Source organism: Tistrella sp. (assembly GCF_002684955.1).
Classification (GTDB): Bacteria; Pseudomonadota; Alphaproteobacteria; order Tistrellales; family Tistrellaceae; genus Tistrella; species Tistrella mobilis.
The window spans coordinates 170360-193929 of sequence record NZ_NYWI01000020.1 but is presented as its reverse complement, the minus strand read 5'-3'; the positions used below and the strand labels follow the sequence as shown (position 1 = coordinate 193929).

The 23570-nt window shown below is 67.9% G+C and carries 21 protein-coding genes, 1 pseudogene and 1 CRISPR repeat array; of the genes and pseudogenes, 12 read left to right on the top strand and 10 right to left on the bottom strand.

Features of this window, described 5'->3' with window-relative positions:
- Positions 1–2: 2 nt before the first annotated feature.
- Together CMO28_RS05665 and CMO28_RS05660 are read right to left on the bottom strand one after the other, a co-directional pair.
- The gene (locus tag CMO28_RS05665) at positions 3–650 is read right to left on the bottom strand and encodes a hypothetical protein (protein WP_296710892.1); all 648 of its coding nucleotides are present in this window, start codon (positions 648–650) and stop codon (positions 3–5) included.
- Positions 651–719: 69 nt separating this feature from the next.
- Positions 720–1805, bottom strand: coding sequence for an isocitrate/isopropylmalate family dehydrogenase (locus CMO28_RS05660; RefSeq protein WP_296710890.1), 1086 nt, complete (start codon positions 1803–1805; stop codon positions 720–722).
- Between the two features lie 136 nt (positions 1806–1941).
- On the opposite strand from CMO28_RS05660, the gene CMO28_RS05655 reads away from it, so the two are divergent.
- The gene (locus tag CMO28_RS05655) at positions 1942–2826 is read left to right on the top strand and encodes a LysR substrate-binding domain-containing protein (RefSeq protein ID WP_296710887.1); all 885 of its coding nucleotides are present in this window, start codon (positions 1942–1944) and stop codon (positions 2824–2826) included.
- A 21-nt stretch (positions 2827–2847) separates the two neighbouring features.
- Here the strand turns inward: CMO28_RS05655 and CMO28_RS05650 are convergent, their stop codons facing one another.
- The 5 genes from CMO28_RS05650 to CMO28_RS05630 form a co-directional block, all read right to left on the bottom strand.
- Positions 2848–4047 carry a M20 aminoacylase family protein gene (locus CMO28_RS05650; protein ID WP_296710885.1) on the bottom strand — a complete coding sequence of 400 codons (1200 nt, stop codon included), beginning with the start codon at positions 4045–4047 and terminating at the stop codon, positions 2848–2850.
- 57 nt (positions 4048–4104) lie between these two features.
- Positions 4105–5493 carry an L-serine ammonia-lyase gene (locus CMO28_RS05645; protein WP_296710882.1) on the bottom strand — a complete coding sequence of 463 codons (1389 nt, stop codon included), beginning with the start codon at positions 5491–5493 and terminating at the stop codon, positions 4105–4107.
- A gap of 100 nt (positions 5494–5593) precedes the next feature.
- The gene (locus tag CMO28_RS05640; protein ID WP_296710880.1) at positions 5594–6097 is read right to left on the bottom strand and encodes a hypothetical protein; all 504 of its coding nucleotides are present in this window, start codon (positions 6095–6097) and stop codon (positions 5594–5596) included.
- Between the two features lie 5 nt (positions 6098–6102).
- Positions 6103–6933, bottom strand: a complete 831-nt coding sequence (locus tag CMO28_RS05635) for a DUF3100 domain-containing protein (RefSeq protein WP_062763795.1) — start codon at positions 6931–6933, stop codon at positions 6103–6105.
- Positions 6934–7130: 197 nt separating this feature from the next.
- The gene (locus CMO28_RS05630) at positions 7131–8042 is read right to left on the bottom strand and encodes a LysR family transcriptional regulator (RefSeq protein WP_296710875.1); all 912 of its coding nucleotides are present in this window, start codon (positions 8040–8042) and stop codon (positions 7131–7133) included.
- A gap of 104 nt (positions 8043–8146) precedes the next feature.
- Between CMO28_RS05630 and speB the strand changes: the two genes are divergently transcribed.
- The 6 genes from speB (at position 8147) to CMO28_RS05600 (ending at position 12778) form a co-directional block, all read left to right on the top strand.
- Positions 8147–9145, top strand: a complete 999-nt coding sequence (gene speB, locus CMO28_RS05625; protein WP_296710872.1) for an agmatinase — start codon at positions 8147–8149, stop codon at positions 9143–9145.
- A gap of 45 nt (positions 9146–9190) precedes the next feature.
- A complete protein-coding gene (locus CMO28_RS05620; RefSeq protein WP_296710868.1) occupies positions 9191–10168 on the top strand; it encodes an ABC transporter substrate-binding protein in 978 nt (325 codons plus the stop codon).
- A 23-nt stretch (positions 10169–10191) separates the two neighbouring features.
- Complete coding sequence (locus CMO28_RS05615; protein ID WP_296710865.1) at positions 10192–10986, top strand: ABC transporter permease; 795 nt, start codon at positions 10192–10194, stop codon at positions 10984–10986.
- A 77-nt stretch (positions 10987–11063) separates the two neighbouring features.
- On the top strand, positions 11064–11897 hold the full coding sequence (locus CMO28_RS05610; RefSeq protein ID WP_296710862.1) for an ABC transporter ATP-binding protein: 834 nt from the start codon (positions 11064–11066) through the stop codon (positions 11895–11897).
- Between the two features lie 75 nt (positions 11898–11972).
- Complete coding sequence (locus tag CMO28_RS05605; RefSeq protein WP_296710861.1) at positions 11973–12260, top strand: DUF1778 domain-containing protein; 288 nt, start codon at positions 11973–11975, stop codon at positions 12258–12260.
- Positions 12257–12778 (top strand): GNAT family N-acetyltransferase, encoded by a 522-nt coding sequence (locus tag CMO28_RS05600; protein ID WP_296710858.1) that lies wholly within the window; start codon positions 12257–12259, stop codon positions 12776–12778. The genes CMO28_RS05605 and CMO28_RS05600 overlap by 4 nt, the downstream gene beginning before the upstream one ends.
- A 79-nt stretch (positions 12779–12857) precedes the next feature.
- Positions 12858–13282: direct repeats of the CRISPR family, unit length 31 nt; unit sequence GTTTCAATCCACGCACCCGCAAGGGTGCGAC.
- Positions 13283–13837: 555 nt separating this feature from the next.
- On the opposite strand, the gene CMO28_RS05595 is transcribed toward CMO28_RS05600, so the two are convergent.
- Complete coding sequence (locus CMO28_RS05595; RefSeq protein WP_296710855.1) at positions 13838–14755, bottom strand: LysR family transcriptional regulator; 918 nt, start codon at positions 14753–14755, stop codon at positions 13838–13840.
- Positions 14756–15010: 255 nt separating this feature from the next.
- On the opposite strand from CMO28_RS05595, the pseudogene CMO28_RS29905 reads away from it, so the two are divergent.
- Together CMO28_RS29905 and CMO28_RS05580 are read left to right on the top strand one after the other, a co-directional pair.
- Positions 15011–15895: pseudogene (locus CMO28_RS29905) on the top strand (NAD(P)-dependent oxidoreductase); the annotation flags it as partial.
- A 16-nt stretch (positions 15896–15911) separates the two neighbouring features.
- Positions 15912–17471 carry an aldehyde dehydrogenase family protein gene (locus CMO28_RS05580; RefSeq protein ID WP_296710853.1) on the top strand — a complete coding sequence of 520 codons (1560 nt, stop codon included), beginning with the start codon at positions 15912–15914 and terminating at the stop codon, positions 17469–17471.
- 58 nt (positions 17472–17529) lie between these two features.
- Here the strand turns inward: CMO28_RS05580 and CMO28_RS05575 are convergent, their stop codons facing one another.
- Positions 17530–19275, bottom strand: a complete 1746-nt coding sequence (locus CMO28_RS05575) for an AMP-binding protein (RefSeq protein WP_296710845.1) — start codon at positions 19273–19275, stop codon at positions 17530–17532.
- 200 nt (positions 19276–19475) lie between these two features.
- Here CMO28_RS05575 and CMO28_RS05570 point away from each other — a divergent pair, with 200 nt between their 5' ends.
- From CMO28_RS05570 to CMO28_RS05560, 3 genes are all read left to right on the top strand, one after another.
- A complete protein-coding gene (locus tag CMO28_RS05570) occupies positions 19476–21023 on the top strand; it encodes an acyl-CoA carboxylase subunit beta (RefSeq protein WP_296710843.1) in 1548 nt (515 codons plus the stop codon).
- A gap of 332 nt (positions 21024–21355) precedes the next feature.
- Positions 21356–22360, top strand: coding sequence for a fatty acid desaturase (locus CMO28_RS05565; protein WP_296710840.1), 1005 nt, complete (start codon positions 21356–21358; stop codon positions 22358–22360).
- A 255-nt stretch (positions 22361–22615) separates the two neighbouring features.
- Positions 22616–22921 (top strand): FitA-like ribbon-helix-helix domain-containing protein, encoded by a 306-nt coding sequence (locus CMO28_RS05560; RefSeq protein ID WP_296710838.1) that lies wholly within the window; start codon positions 22616–22618, stop codon positions 22919–22921.
- Positions 22922–23090: 169 nt separating this feature from the next.
- On the opposite strand, the gene CMO28_RS05555 is transcribed toward CMO28_RS05560, so the two are convergent.
- Positions 23091–23432, bottom strand: a complete 342-nt coding sequence (locus CMO28_RS05555; protein WP_296710835.1) for a helix-turn-helix domain-containing protein — start codon at positions 23430–23432, stop codon at positions 23091–23093.
- Between the last annotated feature and the right edge of the window lie 138 nt (positions 23433–23570).

Sequence of the window (23570 nt, the reverse complement as noted above, 5' to 3'; positions counted from 1 at the left end):
GGTCAATCCGGCGCGTTGCCCTGGTCCCAGCGCTGGAAGTTGTAGCCGTCGGTGATCAGGATATGGGCGAAGCGGCGGCAGACCAGGGTGAAATCCTGGTCCAGCGGCTTCTTTTCATAGCTGTAACCGGGCGGGGGCGGCGGCAGATCGTCGATGTCGGCGCCGGGGAAAGAGGCGACCAGGGCGTAGCGATCGCCCTGGTCGCCGACCAGTTCGGTGAGCGTGTTGCCGGCCAGCAGCGTGGTTTCGGTGTGACGCTCGATCAGCCCCGACGACCAGGCGCTGGCGGTGCCGTCGGGGTTCAGAACCGGCTGAACGAACAGGATCCGGGCGATGAGCATGAAGTCGATGGTTGCCCGCCCCGCCATCAGGGTGAAGGCCCAGGGCGTGCCCGCCTGGGGCGTGCCGGGATAGGGGTAGAGGACGGCTGTCTGCGGCACGCCGTTGGTGCCGGGTTCATCCTTTACCAAAGCCGCGGGCGCATCGGGATCGCCGAAGGCGACCCGATCGGGCAGCAGCGGATAGACCGCGTTCATCCAGGCATCGTAATCGCCGCCGGCATGGCTGTATATGTAGCCGCCGGGGAATTTGGGATGCTGACGATATTCCTGGTTGTAGCCGCCTTGCGGCACCTTCATCGGATCGAGCATGGGCCTTCCCCCGTCTGGTCGATGGTGACCAGAATGGCACTGTCCCAAAATGCCATCAATGGGTGATGATCAGGCCCGCATCATAATGTTTCGGTTGTGGTGCGGGCTGACCGCCGCTGCCGGGCGGAGCATCCGCGGGGCCTGACCCAGGCGGGTGATCACCGCATCGGCGAAGCCGCGGGTGCCCGGCCGCAGACGGGTGGTGCCCGGATTGACCATGTCGGCGGTGTGGATGCCGTCTTCGATGGTGGCGAGCCAGGCATCGTGGACGCACTCTGCAACCCGATGCTGGCCGATATGGTGCAGCATCATCACGCCCGCGAGCAGCATGGCCGACGGGTTGGCCAGATCGCGCCCGGCCAGCTGCGGTGCCGTGCCATGGACGGTCGAGAATATGGCGCAATCGGTGCCGAGTGCGGCCGAAGGGGCAAGCCCGACGCCGCCGGCAAGGCGGGCGGCGAGCGTCGCCACCAGATCGCCATGGCGGCCCGGCACGACCACGACACCGAAGCCGTTCGGACGATCGGCCAGCCGGGCGAGGCCGGTTTCAAGGCGCCGGCGGGTGGCGGTGATGTCGGGATAGTGGCCGGCGACGGCATCGAACAGTTCTGGCGTCAGCGCATCCGGATGTTCGACGAAGGCGTCGAGCCGGCGAAGCCCCTGCCGGCGCGCCACCGCAAAGGCATGGTGCAGAAGCCGTTCGGCCCGCATCTGCCGGGCATCGCCCTGTGCCGCCCCGGGCAGGTCGTGAACGATGATCAGATCCATCGCCGGGTGGCGGGTGGCGATGGCCGGCGCCATGGCCCGGCAGGGGCGGGTGGTGGCGAAGAGATCGGCATCGCGGCTGAGCGCCTGCACCGGGCAGGCCACCCCGGCCGGCGGCGTGGTGACCGGGGCGCGATAGAGCACGCCGGTGCGGCGCAGGCTCTGCCGGGCGGCCGAGAGCTGCCGGGCATGATCTTCCTCCGCATCCCCGGGGCTGCCGCTCAGATCCACCGGTTCCACCGCGATGCGTGCGCCGGCTGCAAGCAGGATCCTGAGGCTCGCCTGCATCACCTCGGGGCCGATGCCGTCGCCGAAAACGATGCTGATCGGCTGGTTGGCCCGGCCATGCCGGGGCCCGGGCCAGGGCCGATGGGGGGTCTGGTCGGTCATGGGCGCGCCTCCGCTCCGCTCAGGCGTCACCGGCCCGGATGATGCCGGCTTGACCCCATGCTGCCCCGCACCATGTCTTTTGGGAAATTGATAGTGCGATACCTCTCCATTGAGATGGTAAATATTGAGGATGGCAATGGCTGCACCCGTGAACCTGGATGTCGACCTGCTGCGCACGCTGGTGACCGTGGCCGATGCGGGCGGGTTTTCCCGCGCCGCCGACCGGCTGCTGCGCAACCAGTCCACCATTTCGCTGCAGATCAAGCGGCTGGAGGATCGGGTGGGGGCGGTGCTGCTGGAACGCGGCCCCCGCCATGTGCGGCTGACCGGCGAAGGCCAGGTGATCGTCGACTATGCCCGCCGGATTCTGGCGCTGAACGACGAGCTGATGGACCGGGTGCGCCAGCCCGAGATTGCGGGCCTGGTACGGCTGGGGGCGCCCGAGGATTTCGCGACCAGCCATCTGCCCGGGGTGCTGGCGCGCTTTGCCCAGGAACATCCGGCGGTGGGGCTGGAGGTGACCTGCGATCTGACGCTGAACCTGTTCGACCGCTTCGCGGCCGGCGATCTGGACCTGGCGCTGGTGAAGCGCGAGCCGAGCGCGCCGCTGCTCGGCACCCGGGTCTGGCGCGAGCCGCTGGTCTGGGTGGCGGCCGAACGCGGGGTGGCGATGCGCCAGGGCCCCCTGCCGCTGGCGGTATCGCCGGCGCCCTGCGTCTATCGCAAGCGCGCGACCGACGCGCTGGATGCGGCGGGCCGGCCCTGGCGGATCGCCTATACCTGCGGGGCGCTGACCGGCACCCATGCCGCGGTGCGCGCCGGGCTGGGGGTGACGGTGCTGCCCAAGGACATGGTGCCGGCGGATCTGGTGATGCTGGATGAAGAGGCCGGGCTGCCGGGCCTGGCCGATACCGAGATGGCGCTGCTGGTGGCCGCCGATATCGGCCCCCCGGCCCAGCGGCTGCGCGAATACGTGATCCGCGAGCTGGAGCGGGGCCGGGGGGAAGGGACGACGGGGTGATCCCGACGGCCGTGCGCCCGATCAGCCGGCGAGCACGGTGCGGACCAGCTGCACCCACCAGCTGGCGCCGATGGGGGCGGCATCGTCGTTGAAGTCGTAGGCCGGGTTGTGGAGCAGGCAGCCGCCCTCGGTCGGGCCGTTGCCGAGCCAGACATAGCAGCCGGGCTTTTCGCCCAGCATGAAGGCGAAATCTTCCGACGCCATCGAGGGCGTGGGGGCGTGGTCGATGGCGGCTTCGCCGACCACCTTCGCCGCGGCGGTTGCCGCGAGCGCGGTTTCGGTGGCGGTGTTGATGGTGGCGGGATAGCGGCGCTCGTAGCGCAGCTCGCCCGTGCACTCGTGCGCGGCGGCCGAATGTTCCACCAGGGTGGCGAGGCGGCGTTCGATCACCGCCTGCACCTCGGGCCGGAAGCTGCGCGCGGTGCCGCGGATCACGATCGTCTCGGGGATCACGTTCCAGGTGTCGCCACCGTGGATCTGAGTGACCGAGACCACCGCGCCGTCGAGCGGGTTGATCGAGCGGCCGGGGATGGTCTGCAGCTGGGTGACCAGATGGGCGGCGGCCGTCACCGCATCGCGGCCCAGATCGGGCATGGCGGCATGGCAGCCGCGGCCGCGGATGGTGATTTCGAAAATGTCGAACCCGGCCATCATCGGTCCCGGCGCCATCGCCATCCGGCCGAGCGCCAGGCCCGGCCAGTTGTGCATGCCGAAGACCATCTCGGCCGGGAAGCGGGTGAAGAGCCCGTCTTCGACCATCGCCCGGCCGCCGCCCTCGTTCTCTTCGGCGGGCTGGAAGACCAGATGGACCGTGCCGACGAAATCCGGATCCGCCGCCAGCACTTTGGCCGCACCCAGCAGCATGGCGGTGTGGCCGTCATGGCCGCAGGCATGCATGCGACCGGGATTGCGCGAGCGGTGGGCGAAGTCGTTGACCTCGGTCACGTGCAGCGCATCCATGTCGGCGCGGAGCGCAATCGCAGGGCCGGTACCCCGGCGACCATGAATGGTGCCGACCACGCCGGTGCGGCCGATGCCGGTCGTAACCTCGATGCCGAATTCGGCAAGCTTGCCCGCGACGAAAGCCGCGGTCTCGTGCTCTTCGAAGGCGGTCTCGGGGTGGGCGTGGAGATGGTGGCGCCAGCCGCGCATCTCGGCGGCGATGGCCGCAACGGCGGGATCGATGGCGACGTCGTTGCGAGGGGCGTTGGTATCGGGCATCTGGATCGGCGTCCTCTGGTTTTTGTGGCCCGCGTCGGGGAGGCATCCGTCCGCTGGTCAGCAGACCGGCACGTTGACGGCCAGGCCGCCCAGGCTGGTTTCCTTGTATTTGCTCTGCATGTCGTGGCCGGTCTCTTTCATGGTCCGGATGACCGTGTCGAGCGAGACCACGTGGCGGCCGTCGCCGGCGAGTGCCAGAAGGGCGGCGTTGACCGCCTTGACGGCCCCCATGGCATTGCGTTCGATGCAGGGGATCTGGACCAGGCCGGCGACCGGATCGCAGGTCATGCCCAGATGGTGTTCCATGGCGATCTCGGCGGCGTTCTCGACCTGTGCGGGCGTGCCGCCGAGGGCTGCGGCAAGGCCGCCCGCGGCCATGGAACTGGCGACGCCGACCTCTCCCTGGCAGCCGACCTCGGCGCCGGAGATGGAGGCGTTGAGCTTGTAGAGCATGCCGATCGCCGCGGCGGTGAAGAGCAGGGTGTCGGCCGCGGCCTCGCTGCCGGTGCCGGAATGGCGGAGCAGCCAGGCCAGCACCGCCGGCACGATGCCGGCGGCACCATTGGTGGGCGCGGTGACGATGCGGCCGCCGGCGGCGTTCTCTTCATTGACCGCGATCGCATAGGCCGACAGCCGCTCGAACCCGTCGAGGGCGGGGAGCGTGTTGGCGCCGGCGCGCTCTGCCAGCCGGCGGGCGAGATCGGCGGCGCGGCGGCGGGTCAGCCGGCCGGGCAGCGCACCGTCGGTGGCAAGGCCGCGGTCGACCGCCCCCAGCATCGCGGCCTTGATCGCCTCAAGCCGGCGGGTGGTCTCGGCCGGTCCCCAGAGGGCGTGCTCGTTCTGCCGGACGATCTCGGCGATGGAGAGGCCGGTCGCTTCGGTGAGCGCGATCAGATCGGCGCCGGTCGTGAAGGGATGGGGCAGGGGGCCGCGGTCGCCATGGACCGGCGCATCGCCGGCCCGGGCCTCGGTCTCGGCGCCCGAGACCACGAAACCGCCGCCGATCGAATAGAAGCTTTCCGCCGCAAGCACGGCACCCGCGCCGTCGCGGGCGGTGAAGTGCAGGCCGTTGGTGTGGTGGGGCAGGGTATCGCCCATGCGCCAGACCAGATCGGTCTCGGGATCGAAGGCGATCAGCTTCCGGCCGAGTGCCGCCAGGCGCTTCGACAGGCGCACGCCTTCGACGATGCCGGTGATGGCATCGGGCTCCACACCATCCGGCGTTTCGCCGGCAAGCCCCAGGATGATCGCGGTGTCGGTGGCATGGCCGCGGCCGGTGAGGGCGAGCGAGCCGTAGATCTCGACCGTCACCGCGGCCAGCGCGTCGAAGCGGCCGGCGGCATCGAGCCCGGAAAGAAAGCGGCGGGCGGCGACCATCGGCCCGACGGTGTGCGAGCTGGAGGGGCCGATACCGATCTTGAACAGGTCGAAAAGGCTGAGCGACATGGGGGCGCTGGTCCATCCGGACGGCGCGGCGCCGGGGAGAGGATGCCCCAGGCGCCGCGCACGGGTTTGGCGTGTCGTTCAGGTGGATATGGGAGGCCGGTCAGGTCCAGGCGAGCATCAGCTCGGCAACCAGCACCGAGCCCAGATAGGTGCCGAAGAAGACCAGCACCGCGACCAGGGCCAGTTTCCAGCCCGATTTCTTCGCGGTCAGGATCTCTTCGCGCGCGATGGCGAAGCCGGCATAGGCGAGGGTGGGGGTGGTGAGCGCCAGGAAGTCGATCGCCTTCACCTGTTCCAGAACCCAGGCCGAACCCGGGGTGAAGGGCAGGGTGACGGCCATGCCGACCAGGGAGATCCAGGCGACGCTGGGCAGGTAGAAGGGCATGATCTTGGTCAGCACCAGACCCGCCAGGCAGATCGCATAAAGCACCGCGATGCCGGTGAGGTTGTGCAGGAAGCCCACCTCGTGATTGACCGCGTTGACCACCAGGTCGATGGCGCAGACCACGATCAGGACCAGGGCATGGTCGAGCAGGTTGAGCTTGCGCTCGTCCGGCTCGGCCGGGACGTTGAGGGTGCCGTCGGTGTAGACGGTGTTCGACATGGACCTCACTCCCCGGCAGCGGCGCGGGCCGCGGTTTCGTGCCGGCCGCGGGTCGCGTTGTAGAGCTTTTCGACCAGCGGCAGGGCGATGAACAGGCCGGCATAAAGGCCGGTCGCATAGGTGAGCAGGTTGGAGGCGCCGGCGAGCGCCAGCAGCTCGTCCTTCATCTCGGGCAGCGCGGTTGCAAGCGCGCCCGAGCAGGCGGCCATCATCGAGCCCGAACCGACGCCGCAGGCCATGGCGAGCGAGCGCGGATCAAAAATGTCGGCGGTGGCGAAGATCGAGGCCAGCACCGCGAAGACGAAGGTGCCGAACAGCGTGCCGATGACATAGACGCCCATCACGCCGGTGCCTTCGGGGGATTTCAGCGTGTAGCGGTCGGCGATGATCGCGATGTTGGGTTCGCGCGCGATCGAGAAGGTGGCGCCGATCGCCTCGCGGCCGAGGCCCAGCACCCAGACCGCGATCGGGAAGGCGATCAGCACGGTGCCGAGATTGCCCAGTTCCTGCAGCAGCAGGGCGGGGCCCGCCGCGATGATCTTGTCGATCGCCGGGCCGATGGTGGTGCCGAACTTGGCGATGAACGGCATGATCGCGATCACGATCAGCGGCGAGGCGGCCTTGACCTCGCGCGAGCGGATCAGCTTGCCCGCCGGCTTCACGATGTTCGGGTTCATGAGCGCCGCCATGAGGAAGGCGTAGAGCAGCGGCAGCAGCAGGATCGCGCCGATCCCGATCGGGATGCGCTGGATGCCGATCAGCTCGGCGATGATCGCCAGCACGAGAACGGCAAGATGCAGCCGCCAGAGCTGCATCGTTTCTTTGATGACGGACATGAAGCGTCCCCCCGATTGGCTGGAGGTGAGACGTGAACCTTCCCAAGGTCGACACGTTATTTGACGGAGGGGCGCCACTCCCCGGACGCAGACCCCCGTTCATCCCGCCAGAATCAAAACTGTGGCCGGTGGCGGCAAGCGCTTTAAAGAGACGCAGCCGTTGCCGGGACGGCAACAGTGTATGTTATCTGCGTATGTCATCCCCGATGGGCCTCGATCAGGTGCTGGCGGAAGACCCGGGCGATTTCGGACAGCGCCGGCACCGGAAAATGGGCGGCGCAGAGGGCCACGCCGAAACTGACCAGATCGGGGCGCAGCGCCCGCATGCGGCCGGTGTCCACCCATTGCGCGGCATAGTGGCGGGGCAGGAAGCTGACGAACCGGCCGCTCAACACCAGATGCGCCAGCCCTTCCATGGAATAGGCGGTGGCGGCCGGCGGGTCGGCGAAGAGCGTGCCATAGCCGGTGGCGATGGCATATCCGCGCCGGGCATGGGCCTGGGCGCCCAGCCGGTCGAGGGTGAGCTGCTTCGCCTCGGCCCCGAAAAGGGGATGGCGGGCGCCGCAATAGAGGTTCTGTTCCTCGTGGAAAAGCTGCTGTAGTTGCACCGCAGCATTCATCGGCTGGTTCGGCACGATGGCGATTTCCATCTGCCGGTTGAGCAGCGCGCTTTCGATCTGGTTGGGCGAGACCACGGTCAGGGTGACATGGACGTCGGGCACCGCCTGGTTGAAGGCGGCGATGGCGGCATCGAGCGCGCAGCGCGGGTTTTCGACCACCGCATCGACCGTGCCGATGCGGAGTTCGCCCACCAGCCGGCCGCGCATCACCCCGACCTCGCTGCGGAAATTGTCGAGGGCTGCAAAGCACTTGATCGTTTCGGCATAGACCTTCTGGCCGTGGTCGGTGAGCGCGAAACCCGACCGGCCGCGCCGGCAGAGGGTGAGACCGAGCCGGGTTTCCAGCGCCGCCATCTGGGCGCTGATCGTGGAGCGGGAAATGCCGAGTTCGGTCTGCGCCGGTGTGAAGCCGCCATTTTCGACCACCGACCGGAAGATGCGCAGCTGGCGCAGATCGACATCGCTGAGCGGCGGAACGTGCAGGGACATGATGCGTCGCAAAATCCGGACGTGAAGTTTTGTACTTCAATCTTATTGGACGTGTTCCCCCATGACAACCTGACCGGAGCAGCCCCTCTCCGGAGCCCCGTTCCATGCCCGACACCAGTCCCGCCGCCCCCGCGCCCGTCTTCCGGCCCGTCTCCGCCTTCGACGTGCCGCGCTATGCCGGCCCCGCCAGCTTTATGCGCCTGCCGCTGGTCGATATCGACGCGGCCGCGGCGGCGGCGGTGGAGATCGGCATTCTGGGCGTGCCCTGGGACGGTGGCACCACCAACCGCCCGGGCGCCCGCCACGGCCCCCGCCAGTTGCGCGACCTGTCCTGCATGCTGCGCCCCCTGCACCCGGCGACAGGCGACGACCCCTATGCCCGGGCGGCGGTGGCCGATCTGGGCGATGTACCGGTCAACCCGGCCGATCTGATGGACACGCTGCAGCGCATCACCGGCTTCTATGAGCGGGTGAAGCGGCGCGGCATCCTGCCGCTGTCGGCCGGCGGCGACCATCTGATGTCCTATCCGATCCTGAAGGCGCTGGCCGCCGACGGCCCGGTGGGGCTGATCCATTTCGATGCCCATACCGACCTGTTCCACGACTATTTCGGCGGCTTCCGCTACACCCACGGCACGCCCTTCCGCCGCGCGATCGAAGAGGGGCTGGTGGATCCGAAACGGGTGGTGCAGATCGGCATCCGCGGCACGATGTATGACGGATCCGACGTCGCCTGGGGGCTGGCGCAGGGCGTGCGGATCATCCGCATCGAGGAATGCGAGGCCCGCGGCATGGACGATGTGATGGCCGAAGCCCGGGCGATCGCCGGCACGGCCCCCACTTACCTGACCTTCGACATCGACTGCCTGGACCCCGCCTTCGCGCCCGGCACCGGCACGCCCGAGATCGGCGGCCTGACCACGCGAGAGGCGCAGCGCATGCTGCGCGCGCTGGCCGGGCTCAACCTGATCGGTGCCGATCTGGTCGAGGTCTCGCCGCCCTTCGACCCGACCGGCGGCACCGCCTGGGTCGGCGCCTCGCTGATGTTCGAACTGCTCTGCCTGCTGGCCGTGTCGCCCGCGCTCCGCGGCCGCGCCGGCTGATCGTCTGCGCCCCCATCACCCTGATCCGGAGGATCGCCCATGCCCATGCGGATCCGTTCCCGCCTCGGCGCCGCCGCCCTTGGCCTCGCGCTCGTCTTCGGTGCCGGCGCGCCGGCCGGCGCGGCTGAAAAGCTCAAGCTCGCGCTGTCCACCTGGGTCGGCTATGGCCCGCTGTTCATCGCCCGCGACCAGGGCTTCTTCGCGAAGGAAGGGCTGGAGGTCGATCTGGTGATGATGGAGGACGTGAAGACCCGCATGCCGGCGCTGGCCGCCGGCCGGGTCGATGCCGCGGTCACCACCATCGATACGGTGCTGGGTTTTTCGACGGCCGAACGGCCGCTGACCTATCTGTTCGCGATCGACGACAGCCGCGGCGGCGACGGCATCGTCGCCCGGCGCGAGATCACCTCGGTCGCCGGGCTGAAGGGGCGCACGGTCGCCTATACCGAAGGCTCGGTGTCGCAGTTCTTCCTGAGCGTGCTGCTGAAGGATGCCGGGCTGACGCTGGCCGATATCGACAGCCGCAACATGACCGCCGGCGATGCCGGGGCGGCCTTCGTGGCCGGGCGGGTGGATGCGGCGGTGACCTGGGAACCGTGGCTGAGCCGCGGCAAGGCGACACCCCATGGCGCGGTGCTGGTCGACAGCGCCAGCCGGCCGGGGCTGATCACCGATGTCATGGTCACCACGGTGCCGACGCTGGAGGCGCGCCGGCCGGCCCTGCAGGCGCTCTATCGGGCGTGGAGTGCCGCGGTCGACTGGCAGAAGACCCACCCGACCGAGGCCGACCGGATCATGGCCAGGGGGGTGGGCGGCTGGCTGGAAGACCCGGCGGTCTTTGCCGAAACCCGCGCCGGCATCGCCTTCTACGATGCCGGGATGAACCGCCGCTTCATGGACCCGGCCAATCCGGACGGCATTCTTGCCACCATCACCATGGCGAAGAGCCTGGGCGAGGCGGCGGGGCTGTTCAGGGCGGCGGCCGAACCGGCCCGGATGATCGCGACCGGCGTGGTTGACTGAGCTTAAGCGGAGGGCCGGTACCCATGTGGACCAGAACGCTGTTTTCGCCCAAGATTTCGCTGCCGCGCAGCACCTCTCTGGGCCTCGGCACCGCATCGGTGCTGGCCATCGCCGGGCTGTGGTGCGGGCTCACCTATGGCGGGTTGACCCCGCCCGACTTTCTGGCCACCCCCGGCCAGGTGCTGGGGGCGGGGCTGGAGCGGATCCGGAACCTGTCGCTGTTCGGCCATATCGCCGCCAGCCTGCAGGTGATCCTGGCGGGCTTCATCCTGGCCTCGGTGCTGGCGGTGCCGATCGGCATCCTGATGGGCAGCTTCCCGGCGGTGCAGGCGCTGGTGGAGCCGGTGACCGGCTTCATGCGCTACATCCCGATCTCGGCCCTGATCCCGCTGCTGATTCTGTGGATCGGCATCGGGGTGGAGCAGAAGATCATGGTGATCTTCCTCGGCACCTTCTTTCAGCAGTTGATCCTGATCTCGGACGTCTCGGCGCGGGTGAGCCGGGATCTGGTCGACTGCGCCTATACGCTGGGCGCCAGCCGCGGCCAGGTGGTGCGTCAGGTGCTGGTGCCCGCCTGCCTGCCCGGGGTGATGGACAATCTGCGCGTCACCATGGGCTGGGCCTGGACCTATCTGGTGGTGGCCGAGCTGGTCGCGGCCGATAGCGGGCTCGGCTACATGATCCTGAACGCCATGCGCGGCCTGTTCACCGATGTGATCCTGCTGGGCGTGCTGACCATCGGGCTGTTGGGGCTGATCACCGACGCCCTGTTCAAATGGCTGCGCCGGCGCCTGCTGCCCTGGGCCGCCGGGCTCTGACCCGGCCCCTTTCTCCAACACGGCCCCCTTCTGCCGACCTGGCCCCTTCCTGCGCTTCCGATCGGGTGGTGACCCCCATGAGCCTGCTTGATATCGCAGATGTGTCCGTCCGCTTCCAGACCCGCGGCAAGCCCCCGGTGGTGGCGCTGGACGATGTGTCGCTGACCGTGCGCCCGGATACCTTCTCGGTGATCGTCGGTCCCTCGGGCTGCGGCAAATCCACCCTGCTGAGATTGGTGGCCGGGCTGGAACGCCCGGATGACGGCCGGATCACCCTGGACGGACGCCCGATCGACGGCCCCTCGCGGGAGCGGGGGATGGTGTTCCAGAGCTACACCCTGTTCCCCTGGCTGACGGTGCGCGAGAACGTGATGTTCGGGCCGAAGCTGGACGGCATGGCCAGGGCCGCGCGCGCCGCCATCGCCGACGAGCTGATCGAAGCGGTGCACCTGACCGGCTTCGGCGACGCCTATCCGACGGAACTGTCAGGCGGCATGCGCCAGCGCGTGGCCCTGGCCCGGGCGCTGGCCAACGACCCGCGCATCCTGCTGATGGACGAACCCTTCGGCGCGCTGGACAGCCAGACCCGCCAGGTGATGCAGGAACTGCTGCTGGAGATCTGGCAGCAGCGCCGCAAGACCGTGCTGTTCATCACCCACGACATCGACGAGGCGATCCTGCTGGGCGATGAGGTCCATGTGATGAGCGCCCGCCCCGGGCGCATCCGGTCGTCCATGGTGATCGACCTGCCCCGCCCGCGCGGCATCGACGCCCTGACCACGGGGGATTTCATGGGCTGGAAGAAGCGGATCCTGGGGCTGATGCATGCCGAGGCGGTGCGGGTGGCGGGGGGGGGAGGGTTGGGGGGCAGACCGTTTCGACAGCGAGCCGGCGCGGACGACGAGCTATAGCCGGCTGCTCCGAACATATCCTTTGAAATGTGCTCCATTCGTGAGCACGGTATAGGGAGCGTTCGGATAAGGAGAATGGCCATGCCCCGCGCGGCGGACACCGGGGATGACCGGCTGCAGCTGCGCCTCGACGCGGAGTCGAAGAGCCTGATCCAGCGCGCGGCCAGCTACCGGCACAAGACAGTCAGCCAGTTCGTCCTCGCGACGGCGCTGGAGGAAGCCCGGAAAGTCATCCGAGAGAACGAGATCGTCACCCTGTCCGGCCCGGATTGGACGGTGTTCTACGACGCGCTGACCAACCCGCCGGCGCCTGATGCGGCCTTGCGCGAGGCCTTCGCCAGGTACAAGAAGGCGACCGGATGAGGCACGCCCATGCGCCATGGCAGATTGCGCCGCGCGATAGCAGGGTCCACGATCGGTCGGCCTTCTCGTGTGGTGCTCCTGCACTCGACCGTTACATTCGTGAACATGCTTCCCAGGACGTGAAGCGGGATGTCGCCCGCGTCTTTGTGGCCATGCCTGCCGGGACGCTGACGGTCTGCGGCTACTACAGCCTGAGCGCCACCAGCTTTCGACGGGATAACCTCCCGGCCGGCCAGGCGAAGCGCCTGCCAGGTTACCCCGTCCCTGCTGCCCTGCTCGGCCGACTGGCCGTCGATGACGGCATGAGGGGCAAGGGTCTCGGCGCCTTCCTGCTCATGGATGCCCTGAACCGTATCCTGCTCGCGACGCAGACCCTTGCAATCCACGCGGTGGTCATCGATGCGAAAGACGACGCTGCCGCCGCGTTCTATCGTAAGTATGGGTTCATCTCGTTCATGGGCGAGAGCCGGCGGCTGTTCCTGCCGATGGCGACGATACGGAGGTTGATTGAAGCATAAGAGGCTTCAGGAGCCCGTCCGGAAAGTTACTGGATCCGATGCGACCCTCGACAGCGTCACGATCAAAAATGCGGCGCTGGTTTCAATCCACGCACCCGCAAGGGTGCGACGATGACGCCGAGCGCGATCCGGTCAGACGTGCCGTCGTTTCAATCCACGCACCCGCAAGGGTGCGACCAGAGGAACGTCGCCAAGGCCCAGGCCAGCTATCAGTTTCAATCCACGCACCCGCAAGGGTGCGACCGGACGCCTCCACGCAAACGGAGCCCCCTGCAGATGTTTCAATCCACGCACCCGCAAGGGTGCGACCCGTCTCGTACCAGCGGTCGAGGATGTCGGGCGTGTTTCAATCCACGCACCCGCAAGGGTGCGACCCAACGGGCGGGAAGTGCGCGAGGCGCTGGCCGCCGTTTCAATCCACGCACCCGCAAGGGTGCGACATCGCCGAACTCCGGGAGGCTCTGGCGCGCATGGTTTCAATCCACGCACCCGCAAGGGTGCGACTCACCCCTTCTTAATACCCTGAATCCGGCGCCGGAAAAAGGCGATCAGCGCGAACCTCCTCAGGATGTCATGCCTTGGTATGAACATGATGATTTTGTGAAATTTAACTGATTGAAAATTGGTGAGAATTTTTTCCGCGAACCTCCCGGGGCTTTTACGGGAGCTTGGGGTTCGCGGGCGAGGCGGGGCGAATCCGGGGGGGCGGCGGCCTGGGGCGGCTGTCGGGGCAGGCGGCAGGTGGTTGGACGGTCTTCGTGCGGAGACGAACCTGGATCCCGGCCTTCGCCGGGATGACGGTATAAATATTGAGTGGGATATTGGCACGTACTGAGTCGGACAGGGCTGTCGGAATGCGGAGGGGAACAAGTACCTGGACGTCGCATGGGGATCAGCGCAGTGGCCCCGCCTTAGGCATATTCTTATGCTAAAGATGTAATAAAAGTTTCCACGACCGGCGCAAATGGTCGTGCCTTCAAACTCCCCCTCTTCCAATCCTTTGTCAAGGGTGGCCTGTGGCGGCACTGTCCGGGGGGAGGGCGGCAAAGGCCCGCGGCATCACCCCGCTTCCGCGCCGAAGGCTTCCATATGGCGGGCCATCAGGTCGGCGACGGCGCGGACGGCGCCGGTGCGGGGGCGGCCGGAGCGGACGACGATGCGGGAGGGGACGTGGGCGAGGGGGGCGTCGGTCAGCGGGATGGCATGGACCTCGCCGCGGCGGAGCTGGCGGGAGACGGCGAAGGCCGGCAGATAGGTGATGCCGGCGCCGCCGAGCACGAAATGCATGGCGACGTTGATCGAATCGGTGACGAGTTTGGGCCGGATGCGCAGGCCCGAGGCGGCCTCGGCGCCGGCGATCAGCTTGCGGACGCCGAAGGTTTCGGCGAGCAGCGCCGCCGGTTGATCGAGGGTTTCGGCCAGCTGGCAGCTGTCGCGGCCAGCAAGTGCGTGGCCGGGCGGGACCAGCACGCAGAGCGGCTTGTCCGCCTCTGCCAGCACGTCGAGTTCGGGCAGGCGCGGCGGGGTGAAGACCAGGCCGATATCATAGGCGTCCTTCAGGATGCCCTGCATCATCCGGTCGGTGCCGCCGACATCGATCGAGAGCTGCACCTCGGGATAGGTGCTGGCCAGCGCCGAGACCGCGTGGTGCATAAGGTCGACCACGAAGCCCTCGCCGGTGATGACATGCACCCGGCCGGCGATGCCGCCCTTGGCGGCGGCGAGTTCGGCCGCGAAACCGTCGTCGAGTTCCAGCCGGCGGCGGGCATGGCCGGCGACCAGGCGGCCGGCTTCGGTGAAGCGGATGCCCTGTTTGGTGCGCTCCATCAGCAGCACGCCCAGATCGGCTTCGAGCCCGGCCACCTGACGGCTGATCGCCGAGGGCGCGATGTGCAGCCCGTCGGCGGCCGCCCGGATCGAGCCCGCCTCGAACACCGCCAGGAAATAGCGCAGCGGCTTGTCGTCGATCCGCAGCATGATCCCCGTTCTCCTGATCCTGTCGCGACCGGTGGGCATCGCCGCCGGCCGGGTGACGAAACCCGTCGCCATCCGTTGCCATAACGGCAACGCGCCGTTCCGGCAATAGCGCTTGAGCGGGGGGCGGGCGCGCGCTCATTTTCGGGGGGCGGACAGCCGGAAAACATCCCCCGCCCGGATGTCCGCGCAAGATCATGAGGCTGGCCGGCCAAGTCATGGCCGGCCAGCCGTCGGTTCTTCTCCCCCCGCCATCGAGATTTCAGGAGTGACGACATGACCGACCGACGGGTCGCCGTCATCGGCCTCGGCAATATGGGCGCCGCCATGGCGGCCACGCTGGCGAAGGCCGGTTTCGCGGTCACCGGCTATGATCCGGCGCCCGATGCCGAAGCCCGCGCCGGGGCGGCCGGCATCGCGCTGGCGGCAAGCCCCGCCGCGGCCTTTGCCGCCGCAGAGATCGCCGTTCTGTCGCTGCCGATGGCCGCGCATGTCGAGGCGGTGCTGGCGGGGGAGGGCGGTCTTCTGGCCGCCGGCCTCACCGGACGGCTGGTGATCGACACAACGACGTCCGAGCCCGCGGTGACCCGGCGACTGGCGGCGGCGCTGGCGGCGGCCGGCCATGCCCTGGTCGATGCCCCGGTCTCGGGCGGGCCGGCGGGGGCGGCGGCCGGCACGCTGACCATGATGGTCGGCGGTGCGGCGGCCGATATCGACCGCGCCCGGCCGGTGCTGGAGGCGCTGTCGGCGAAGATCTCGCTCTGTGGCGCGGTGGGGGCCGGCCATGTGGTCAAGCTGGTCAACAACCTGCTCTGCGCCGCACATCTGCTGACCGTGTCGGAAGCGGTGCGGATGGGCGTCGCCGCCGGGGTCGAGGCCGAGACTTTGATCGGGGCGCTGAACGCCGGATCGGGCCGGTCCGGCGTGTCGGAGGTGAACTTCCCGCGCTGGATCCTGTCGGGCAGTTTCGACAGCGGCTTCACCATGGGGCTGATGCGCAAGGATGTGCGCCTGGCCGAGGCGCTGGCGGCAGAGACCGGCCAGGCCATGCCGCTGCTGGAGGTGGCGGGGCGGCTCTGGCGCGAGAGTGCCGCCGGCCTGGCCGATGGCGAGGATTTCAACCGCATTGCCGCGCTCGACTGACCCGGGAGCCCGAGAGATGACCGAGATGACAGCCCATCGCCCGGCCGACAGCACGGCCGGGATCCGCGAAATCTTCGCCCGCCTGACCGGTTCCGACCGGATCGGCAGCTTCGTCGACGGCCGGGTGGTCGATGGCGAAGGCGAGGCGCTGCCCCTGATCGACCCCGCCACCGGCCGCCTTGTGCTGAGCCTGGCCGATGGCGGTGCGGCACTGGTGGACGAGGCGGCGGCCGCAGCCACGGCCGGTCAGGCCGCCTGGGCCGGCCTGACCCATGCCGCGCGCGGCCGGGTGCTCTGGGCGGCGGCCCAGGCGGTGCGGGCGCGGATCGAGGATTTCGCCCGGCTGGAAAGCCTGACCGCCGGCAAGCCGCTGCGCGACACCCGCGCCGAGGCGACCAAGGTCGCCGAGATGTTCGAATATTATGCCGGCTGGGCCGACAAGCTGCATGGCGCAGTGATCCCCGTGCCGACCAGCCATCTGAACTATACCCGCTACGAGCCCTATGGCGTGGTGGTGCAGATCACGCCCTGGAATGCGCCGATCTTCACCGCCGGCTGGCAGCTGGCCCCGGCGCTGGCGACCGGCAATGCCGTGCTGCTGAAGCCGTCGGAGCTGACGCCGCTGACCTCGGTGGCGCTGGGCGCGGTGATCACCGAAGCCGGCGTGCCGGCGGGGGCCGTGAACGTGCTGATCGGTGCCGGCCATACGGTCGGGGCGGCGGCGATCGCGCACCCGGCCTGTGCGAAGGTGGTGTTCGTGGGCTCGCCCGCGACCGGTGCCCGCATCGCGGCGCAGGCGGCGGCGCGGGTGGTGCCCTGCGTTCTGGAGCTGGGCGGCAAATCGGCCAATATCGTCTTCGCCGATGCCGATCTGGACCGGGCGGTTCTGGGCGCCCAGGCGGCGATCTTCTCGGGCGCCGGTCAGTCCTGCGTGGCGGGCTCGCGGCTGCTGGTCGACCGGCGGGTGCATGACCAGGTGGTGGCGCGGTTGGCCGAGGCGGCCGGCAGGATCCCGATCGGCGACCCGCTGGACCCGGCGACCCAGATCGGCCCGATCGTGAGCGGTGCCCAGCATACCCGGATCGGTGAGCTGGTTGCCCGCGGCCTGGCCGAGGGCGCGCAGGCGGCGGCCGGCGCCGGGCGGCCGGCAGGGCTGGCCGGTGGCGGGCTGGAGGAGGGCTTCTTCTATGCCCCGACCGTGCTGGCCGGCGTCGCCAACAGCATGGAGGTGGCGCGCGAAGAGATCTTCGGGCCGGTGGTCTCGGTGATCCCCTTCGACGACGAGGCCGAGGCGGTGGCGATCGCCAATGACAGCCGTTTCGGCCTGGCCGGCGCGGTCTGGACGCAGGATGTCGGCCGGGCGCACCGGGTGGCGGCGGCGGTGAAGGCCGGCACCTTCTGGATCAACGGCTACAAGACCATCGGCGTGATGTCGCCCTTCGGCGGCTTCGGCGAGAGCGGCTATGGCCGCTCCAGCGGCTATGAAGGCCTGCTGGAATATGTGCGGGTGAAGAGCGTGTGGGTCGAGACCGCGGCCAGTGCCGTGCCCGCCTTCGGCTACGCCCCGCCGGCCTGACCACAGGTAACCGCCCGCCCCGGAAGGGGCGGGCGGTTTCCCGGTTAACAGGCCGTTCTTACAGGCTTTTCGCCAGTTCTTCCTTCTTCACCTTGCCGGTGGCCGTCATCGGCAGGGCGTCGACGATGCGGATTTCGGGCACCTTGTAGACCGCCATGGCCTTGCGGCACCAGGCGTCGAGCACGTCGGCGGTGATGCCCTCCGCGCGGTCGGGGTCCAGCCGGATGAAGGCGACCGGCACCTCGCCCTTGTCGGCATCGGGGCGACCGATCACGGCGCTGCCGGCGATGGCCGGGTGCTGGCCCAGCAGCGTCTCGATTTCCGAGGGGAAGACGCTCATGCCCTTGACCTTCAGCATCTCCTTGCGCCGGCCCAGATAGCGGAACGATCCGTCCTCTTCGATCACGCCGATATCGCCGGTGCGCAGCCAGCCGTCGACCAGCGCCTGTTCGGTGGCCTCGGGCTTGTTGAGATAGCCCTTGAGCAGAGAGGGCGTGCGGATCAGCACCTCGCCCTCGGCGCCGAGCGGCTTCAGCTCTCCGGTCGCGAAATCGCAGATCTTGACCTCGGTGCCGGGGACCGGGAAGCCCACGAAGACCGGGGCGGATTTCAGGTCGTAATCATCCGTCTGCATGCCGGTGGTGAAGGTGTCCGAGGTGTGGGTCTCGGTCATGCCGTATGAGGTTTCGCGGAGCGTGAGGCCGGTCAATTCGTGCCAGCGGCGGCGGAATTCGGGGTTCAGCTTCTTCACGAACGAGATCGTGGTCATGGAGCGCAGCGACGAGAGATCGCGGGCGGTGATGTCGGGCCGGTCCATCAGCTCGACGATGTTGTCCATGATCATCGAGCCGCGGCTGACCCTGTAGCGCTCGATCGCGGCCAGCACCGCATCGCCGTCCCAGCGCGCCAGCAGCACCATGGTCGAGCCGCTGAAGACCGGCAGCAGCACGCCCAGATTCTCGCCCGCGATCCAGAACACCGGCAGGAAGTTCAACAGCACGTCGGTCTCGTCGCCCGGCGACACGAAGCTCGCCGAGGCGGCCGAGGTATAGACCATGTCGCGCTGGGTGTGGATGCAGCCCTTGGGCATGCCGGTGGTGCCGCCGGTGTAATTGATGGCGGCCCAGGCATCCAGATCGGCCTTGTGCTCGGGGCGCGGGCCGGTTTCCGCCGCCAGCACCTCCATGAAGCGGCCATCGGCGCCGGCGCAGTCGCGCGGGGCGGCGAACAGCCCCGCCGGCACCGGCAGGGTGGGCTCACCCTCGGGCGCCATGTCGGCGAAGGCGGTGGTGTAGACCGTCTTCAACGCCGTTTTGGCCCGCACCGCCTCGACCAGCGGATAAAGCTGGTCCAGCACCACGATCACCTTGGCTTCGGTGTCGTTCAGCTCGTAGGCGAGTTCCAGTTCCTTGAACATCGGGTTGACCGGCACATGGATGCAGCCGGCCTTGAGGATGCCGTAAAAGGCGATCAGGAATTGCGGGCAGTTGGGCAGGAACACCGCGACCCGGTCGCCCGGCACCAGGCCGAGGGCGGCCAGATGCGCCGCAAACCGGTCCGACAGCCGGTCCAGATCGCCGAAGCTGATCTCGCGGCCATAGAAGATGATCGCGGTCTTGTCGGGATTGGCGGCCGCGCGGCGGCTCAGATAGTCGGTGATCGGGATCTCGCCCAGCGGGTAATGCGCCTGGCGCGGCAGCTCCGCCGGCCAGCGATCCTCGCGGAGCTTCGCCACATGGGCGAGATAGGCGGCTTCGTCAGCGAAGCCCGACGACGTGGCGGGCGCGGCGGCGGCGGTGGTCATGATCCAGGCATCTCCTCTCCCGCGCGGGCGGTCCGCCGTCTCCTGCGGGGCCGGCATGCCCCGGTCTTCGGCAGCGGATCCCTGATCCCGCGCATGGGCCCAAGTGAAGCACCGGGCCCAGGGTAATTCAAACGTTTATTTGATCACCATTGACGCATCGCCCATACTTTGCCGACAACAAGAACGAGGAAACGTTCCATATGAGCTGGGAAGCCGATATCGAGGAACTGCGCCGTCGTCAGGCGATGACCGCGCGGATGGGTGGTGAAGAGAAGGTCGCGCGCCAGCATGCCAACGGCAAGCTGACGGTGCGGGAGCGCATCGACGCCCTGCTGGACCAGGGCAGCTTTCGCGAGATCGGCTCGGTGGCCGGCCGCGGCAGCTATGATGCCGACGGCCAGCTGGTCGATCTGTCGCCGGCCAATTTCGTCTTCGGCCGCGGCCGGATCGACGGCCGGCCGGTGGTGGTGGGCGGCGACGATTTCACCGTCCGCGGCGGCGCCGCCGACGCCTCGATCCATGAAAAGCAGGTGCAGTGCGAGAAGCTCGCCGGGGAATCCCGCCAGCCGCTGATCCGCCTGGTCGACGGTACCGGCGGCGGCGGGTCGGTGAAATCCTACGAGACCATCGGCCATACCTATGTGCCTGCCAATCCCGGCTGGGAGGTGGTGGTGCAGAACCTTGAAACCATCCCGGTCGTGGCGCTGGCGCTGGGCTCGGTGGCGGGGCTGGGCGCCGCCAAGACGGTGGCGAGCCATTATTCGCTGATGGTGAAGGACATCTCGCAGATGTTCATCGCCGGCCCCGCGGTGGTGGCGCGCGCCGGCGAAAGCCTGACCAAGGAAGAGCTGGGCGGCGCGATGATCCACGCCAAAGCCGGCGCGGTCGACGATGTGGTCGAAAGCGAGGCCGAGGCGTTCGAGCGCGCCCGCCACTTCCTCTCTTACCTGCCGTCCTCGGTGGACGAACTGCCGCCCCGGATTGCGCCGACCGACGATCCGGAGCGCCGCGACGACTGGCTGATCAAGGCGGTGCCCCGGGAACGCCGCCGGGTCTATGACATGCGCCGGATCGTGAAATCGGTGGTCGACCAGGGCAGTTTCTTCGAGATGGGCAAGTGGTTCGGCCGCTCGGCCATCACCGGCCTCGCCCGGATCGACGGCTGGCCGGTGGCGGTGCTGGCCAGCGACCCGCATTTTTACGGCGGCGGCTGGACGGCCGACACGGCGCAGAAGGTGGTGCGCTTCGTCGATCTGGCCGACCCCTTCCACCTGCCGGTGGTGCATCTGGTCGACATCCCGGGCTTCCTGATCGGGCTGGATGCCGAGAAGACCGCCACCATCCGCCACGGCGCCCGCGCGCTGTCGGCGGTGTATCAGGCGCGGGTGCCCTGGTGCACGGTGGTCATCCGCCGCGCCTTCGGTGTGGCCGGCGCGGCGATGATGAACCATACTCGCGCGCGCTATCGCTTTGCCTGGCCCTCGGGCGACTGGGGCTCTCTGCCGATGGAAGGCGGGATCGAGGTGGCCTATCGCGCCGAACTCGACAAGGCGCCTGACCGCGAGGCGGCCATGGCCGAAATCACCGAACGGCTGGAGAAGGTCCGCTCCCCCTTCCGCAGTGCCGAGGCTTTCTCGATCGAGGAGATCATCGACCCCCGCGACACCCGCCCGCTGCTCTGCGAATTCGCCAATCTCGCGGCCCCGCTGCGCAGGCCGGGCTTCAGGGCGGCGGGGTTCAGGCCTTGAGGGCATCCGTACCACCTGCCTCCGCGAAGCCCTGCCATCAGGCGGGGCTTCGCTCCCGGATGTCCGGCCATCGAATATTTTGAAAGTATTGTGGCCTGTTGTTTGTGGCAGGTCGGGACACCATATGTTGAAGACGGGACAGAACGTATCGACGCCTGGATAATTGTCGTAGTTCCGGGCGATTTCAGGTGTATGGGATACCATCACTTTGCAGAAGGCGGTCGTCAGAAAGACGGGTACGCCGAAGACAGCCGCACACGCGGAACCAGAGTCGTCCCGAGCCGTTTCATTCCAGGCCCTCTGGTGATTTCAGCCCAGCAAGAGTACATACCATGAATACATCAGCGAATTTGCGGCAGGATGTGCGGCAATTCCAGGCGCCGATCTTACACAAGAGCCTGCTGCAGGTGGTGACGTCGTTCGGTGGCTTCTGGACCAGCTGTGCCGCCATGTATCTCTTAAGCGATATATCCTACTGGCTTTCGCTGGCACTTGCTCCGCTGGCCGCCGGGTTTCTGGTACGCATCTTCATCATTCAGCATGATTGCGGGCACTGGTCGTTTTTTCGCGGGCGCCGTGCAAACGATCTTCTGGGCTTTGCCTGCAGCCTCTTCACGCTGGCGCCTTACGCCTCCTGGCGCCGTCAGCATGCGGGCCATCACGGCGTGTGGAACAATCTCGACCGCCGGCAGAGCGGCGCCGACATCTATTCGTCCTGCCTCACCGTGGCCGAATACAACGACCTTAGCCGGCAGCGGCGCTGGTGGTACCGGATCACCCGGCATCCGCTCGTCGCCAATCTTTTCCTGCCGCCTTTGGTCTTTCTGGGGCTGTACCGGGTGCCGTTCGATGCACCGCCGACGTGGCGACGCGAGCGTCGGGCGGTCTATGTGACCGATGCGGTGCTGGTCGCGATGGTCTGTGGTCTGGGGCTGCTGCTCGGCTTCGGTGAGGTGGCGAGCATACAACTTCCGATCATGATATTGGCGTCGATCATCGGCGTGTGGCTGTTTTCCGTCCAGCATCGGGCCGAGACGACGCGGTGGGCGCGCGAGCGTGACTGGGATCCGGTCTCAGCATCCCTGCAAGGATCGACCTGCCTGCGCCTGCCGGCCGTTCTGCAATGGTTTACCGGGAATATCGGCTTTCATCATGTGCATCATCTGAATGCACGCATCCCCAACTATCGGCTCCAGGAATGTCATGAGTCGATCCGCGAGCTGCATGATGTTCCGACCCTGTCCCTCAAGGCGGGGCTCGGCGCGGTGCGCTATGCCCTGTGGGACGAGCAGCGCGGACGCATGGTCACGTTCCGCGAGGCAGCCCCCCGGTCGTGAAAGGCGATGACTGATCGAGGGATCGTCTGCGATTTCAGGTGGTTGTCAGAACCTGTCTGGAGACCCGCATGTGGAGCCGGGCCACAGACCTGCTGCTCTGCGCATTCGCCGGCCTGGCGACCTTGACCTCACCGCGCGCGCGACGCAGTTATTGAAGGGGCCAGAGCGACCTGAACGGACACGGGCGACCTGAACGGACACGGGCGACCTGAACGGACACGGGCGACCTGAACGGACACGGCGGGAGACAGGGTCATGACCAGCATCACCATCCACGATCTGGACGACGCGCTGACACGCCACCTCAGTCGCCGCGCCGCCGAACACGGCCGGTCGGTGGAAGAGGAAGCGCGGGACATCCTGCACCAGGTGATCACCGGCAGCACGGCCGCGGATGCGGACATGAAGGCGGCGCAGGATCGGGCCGCCGCGCCGGAAAACCTGGGCCGGACCATCCATGCCGGCTTTGCCGCCATTCGTGGGGTAGATCTGGAGGTTCCGGAGCGGGGGACGATCGCGAACCGCCGTCATTTTCCTGAGGGCTGCTGTCTCTCCGGTTGATTGACATCCGGCCGCCGCTCACCGACATTCCCGAGATCGGCTTTGAGAATGTGGGCGAACGCCTCCCCTCATCGTTAACGGTTTACGATTCAAAACCCGCCTGACCCGGCGGGTTTTGTGATTCCTGCCTGAAAGAAAGACGAGTATCTCCCGTCTTCGGACACGCTGTTCAACGCCGCCGCCGCTCCATCACCCCCACAATCCCCGCCAGCAGTTCCACATCCTCTTCCGGCAACAGCTTCACCCCGTTGACGACCTTCAGGGCGCTGTCGGACAGCGTCTGCAGTTCGCCGGGGGCCGGCAGGGTGTCGAGGAAGAAGTCGGCGATCCGCACGTTCAGGATGCGGGCGAGCTGGTCGAGCGTGCGGATGCTGGTGACCACCCGGCCGCGTTCGAAATTGGAGATGGTTTCGACGTTCTTGCGCATCAATTGGGCAAGCTGCGCCTGCGTCAGACCGCGGGCTTCGCGGAACGCTCTGATGCGTGTGCCGATGTGAATGCCGATGTCCATGGGCCCGATCCTGCGGACAAAGCCATCGGCTGACCATCTGCGTAATTCACGGGGTCTTTTACCCCACGTAATTTTAGGATATGGGTGGCGTTCGGCGCATGGGGGGCGTGCGGATCAACCGCGGATGGGGCAGGTGCA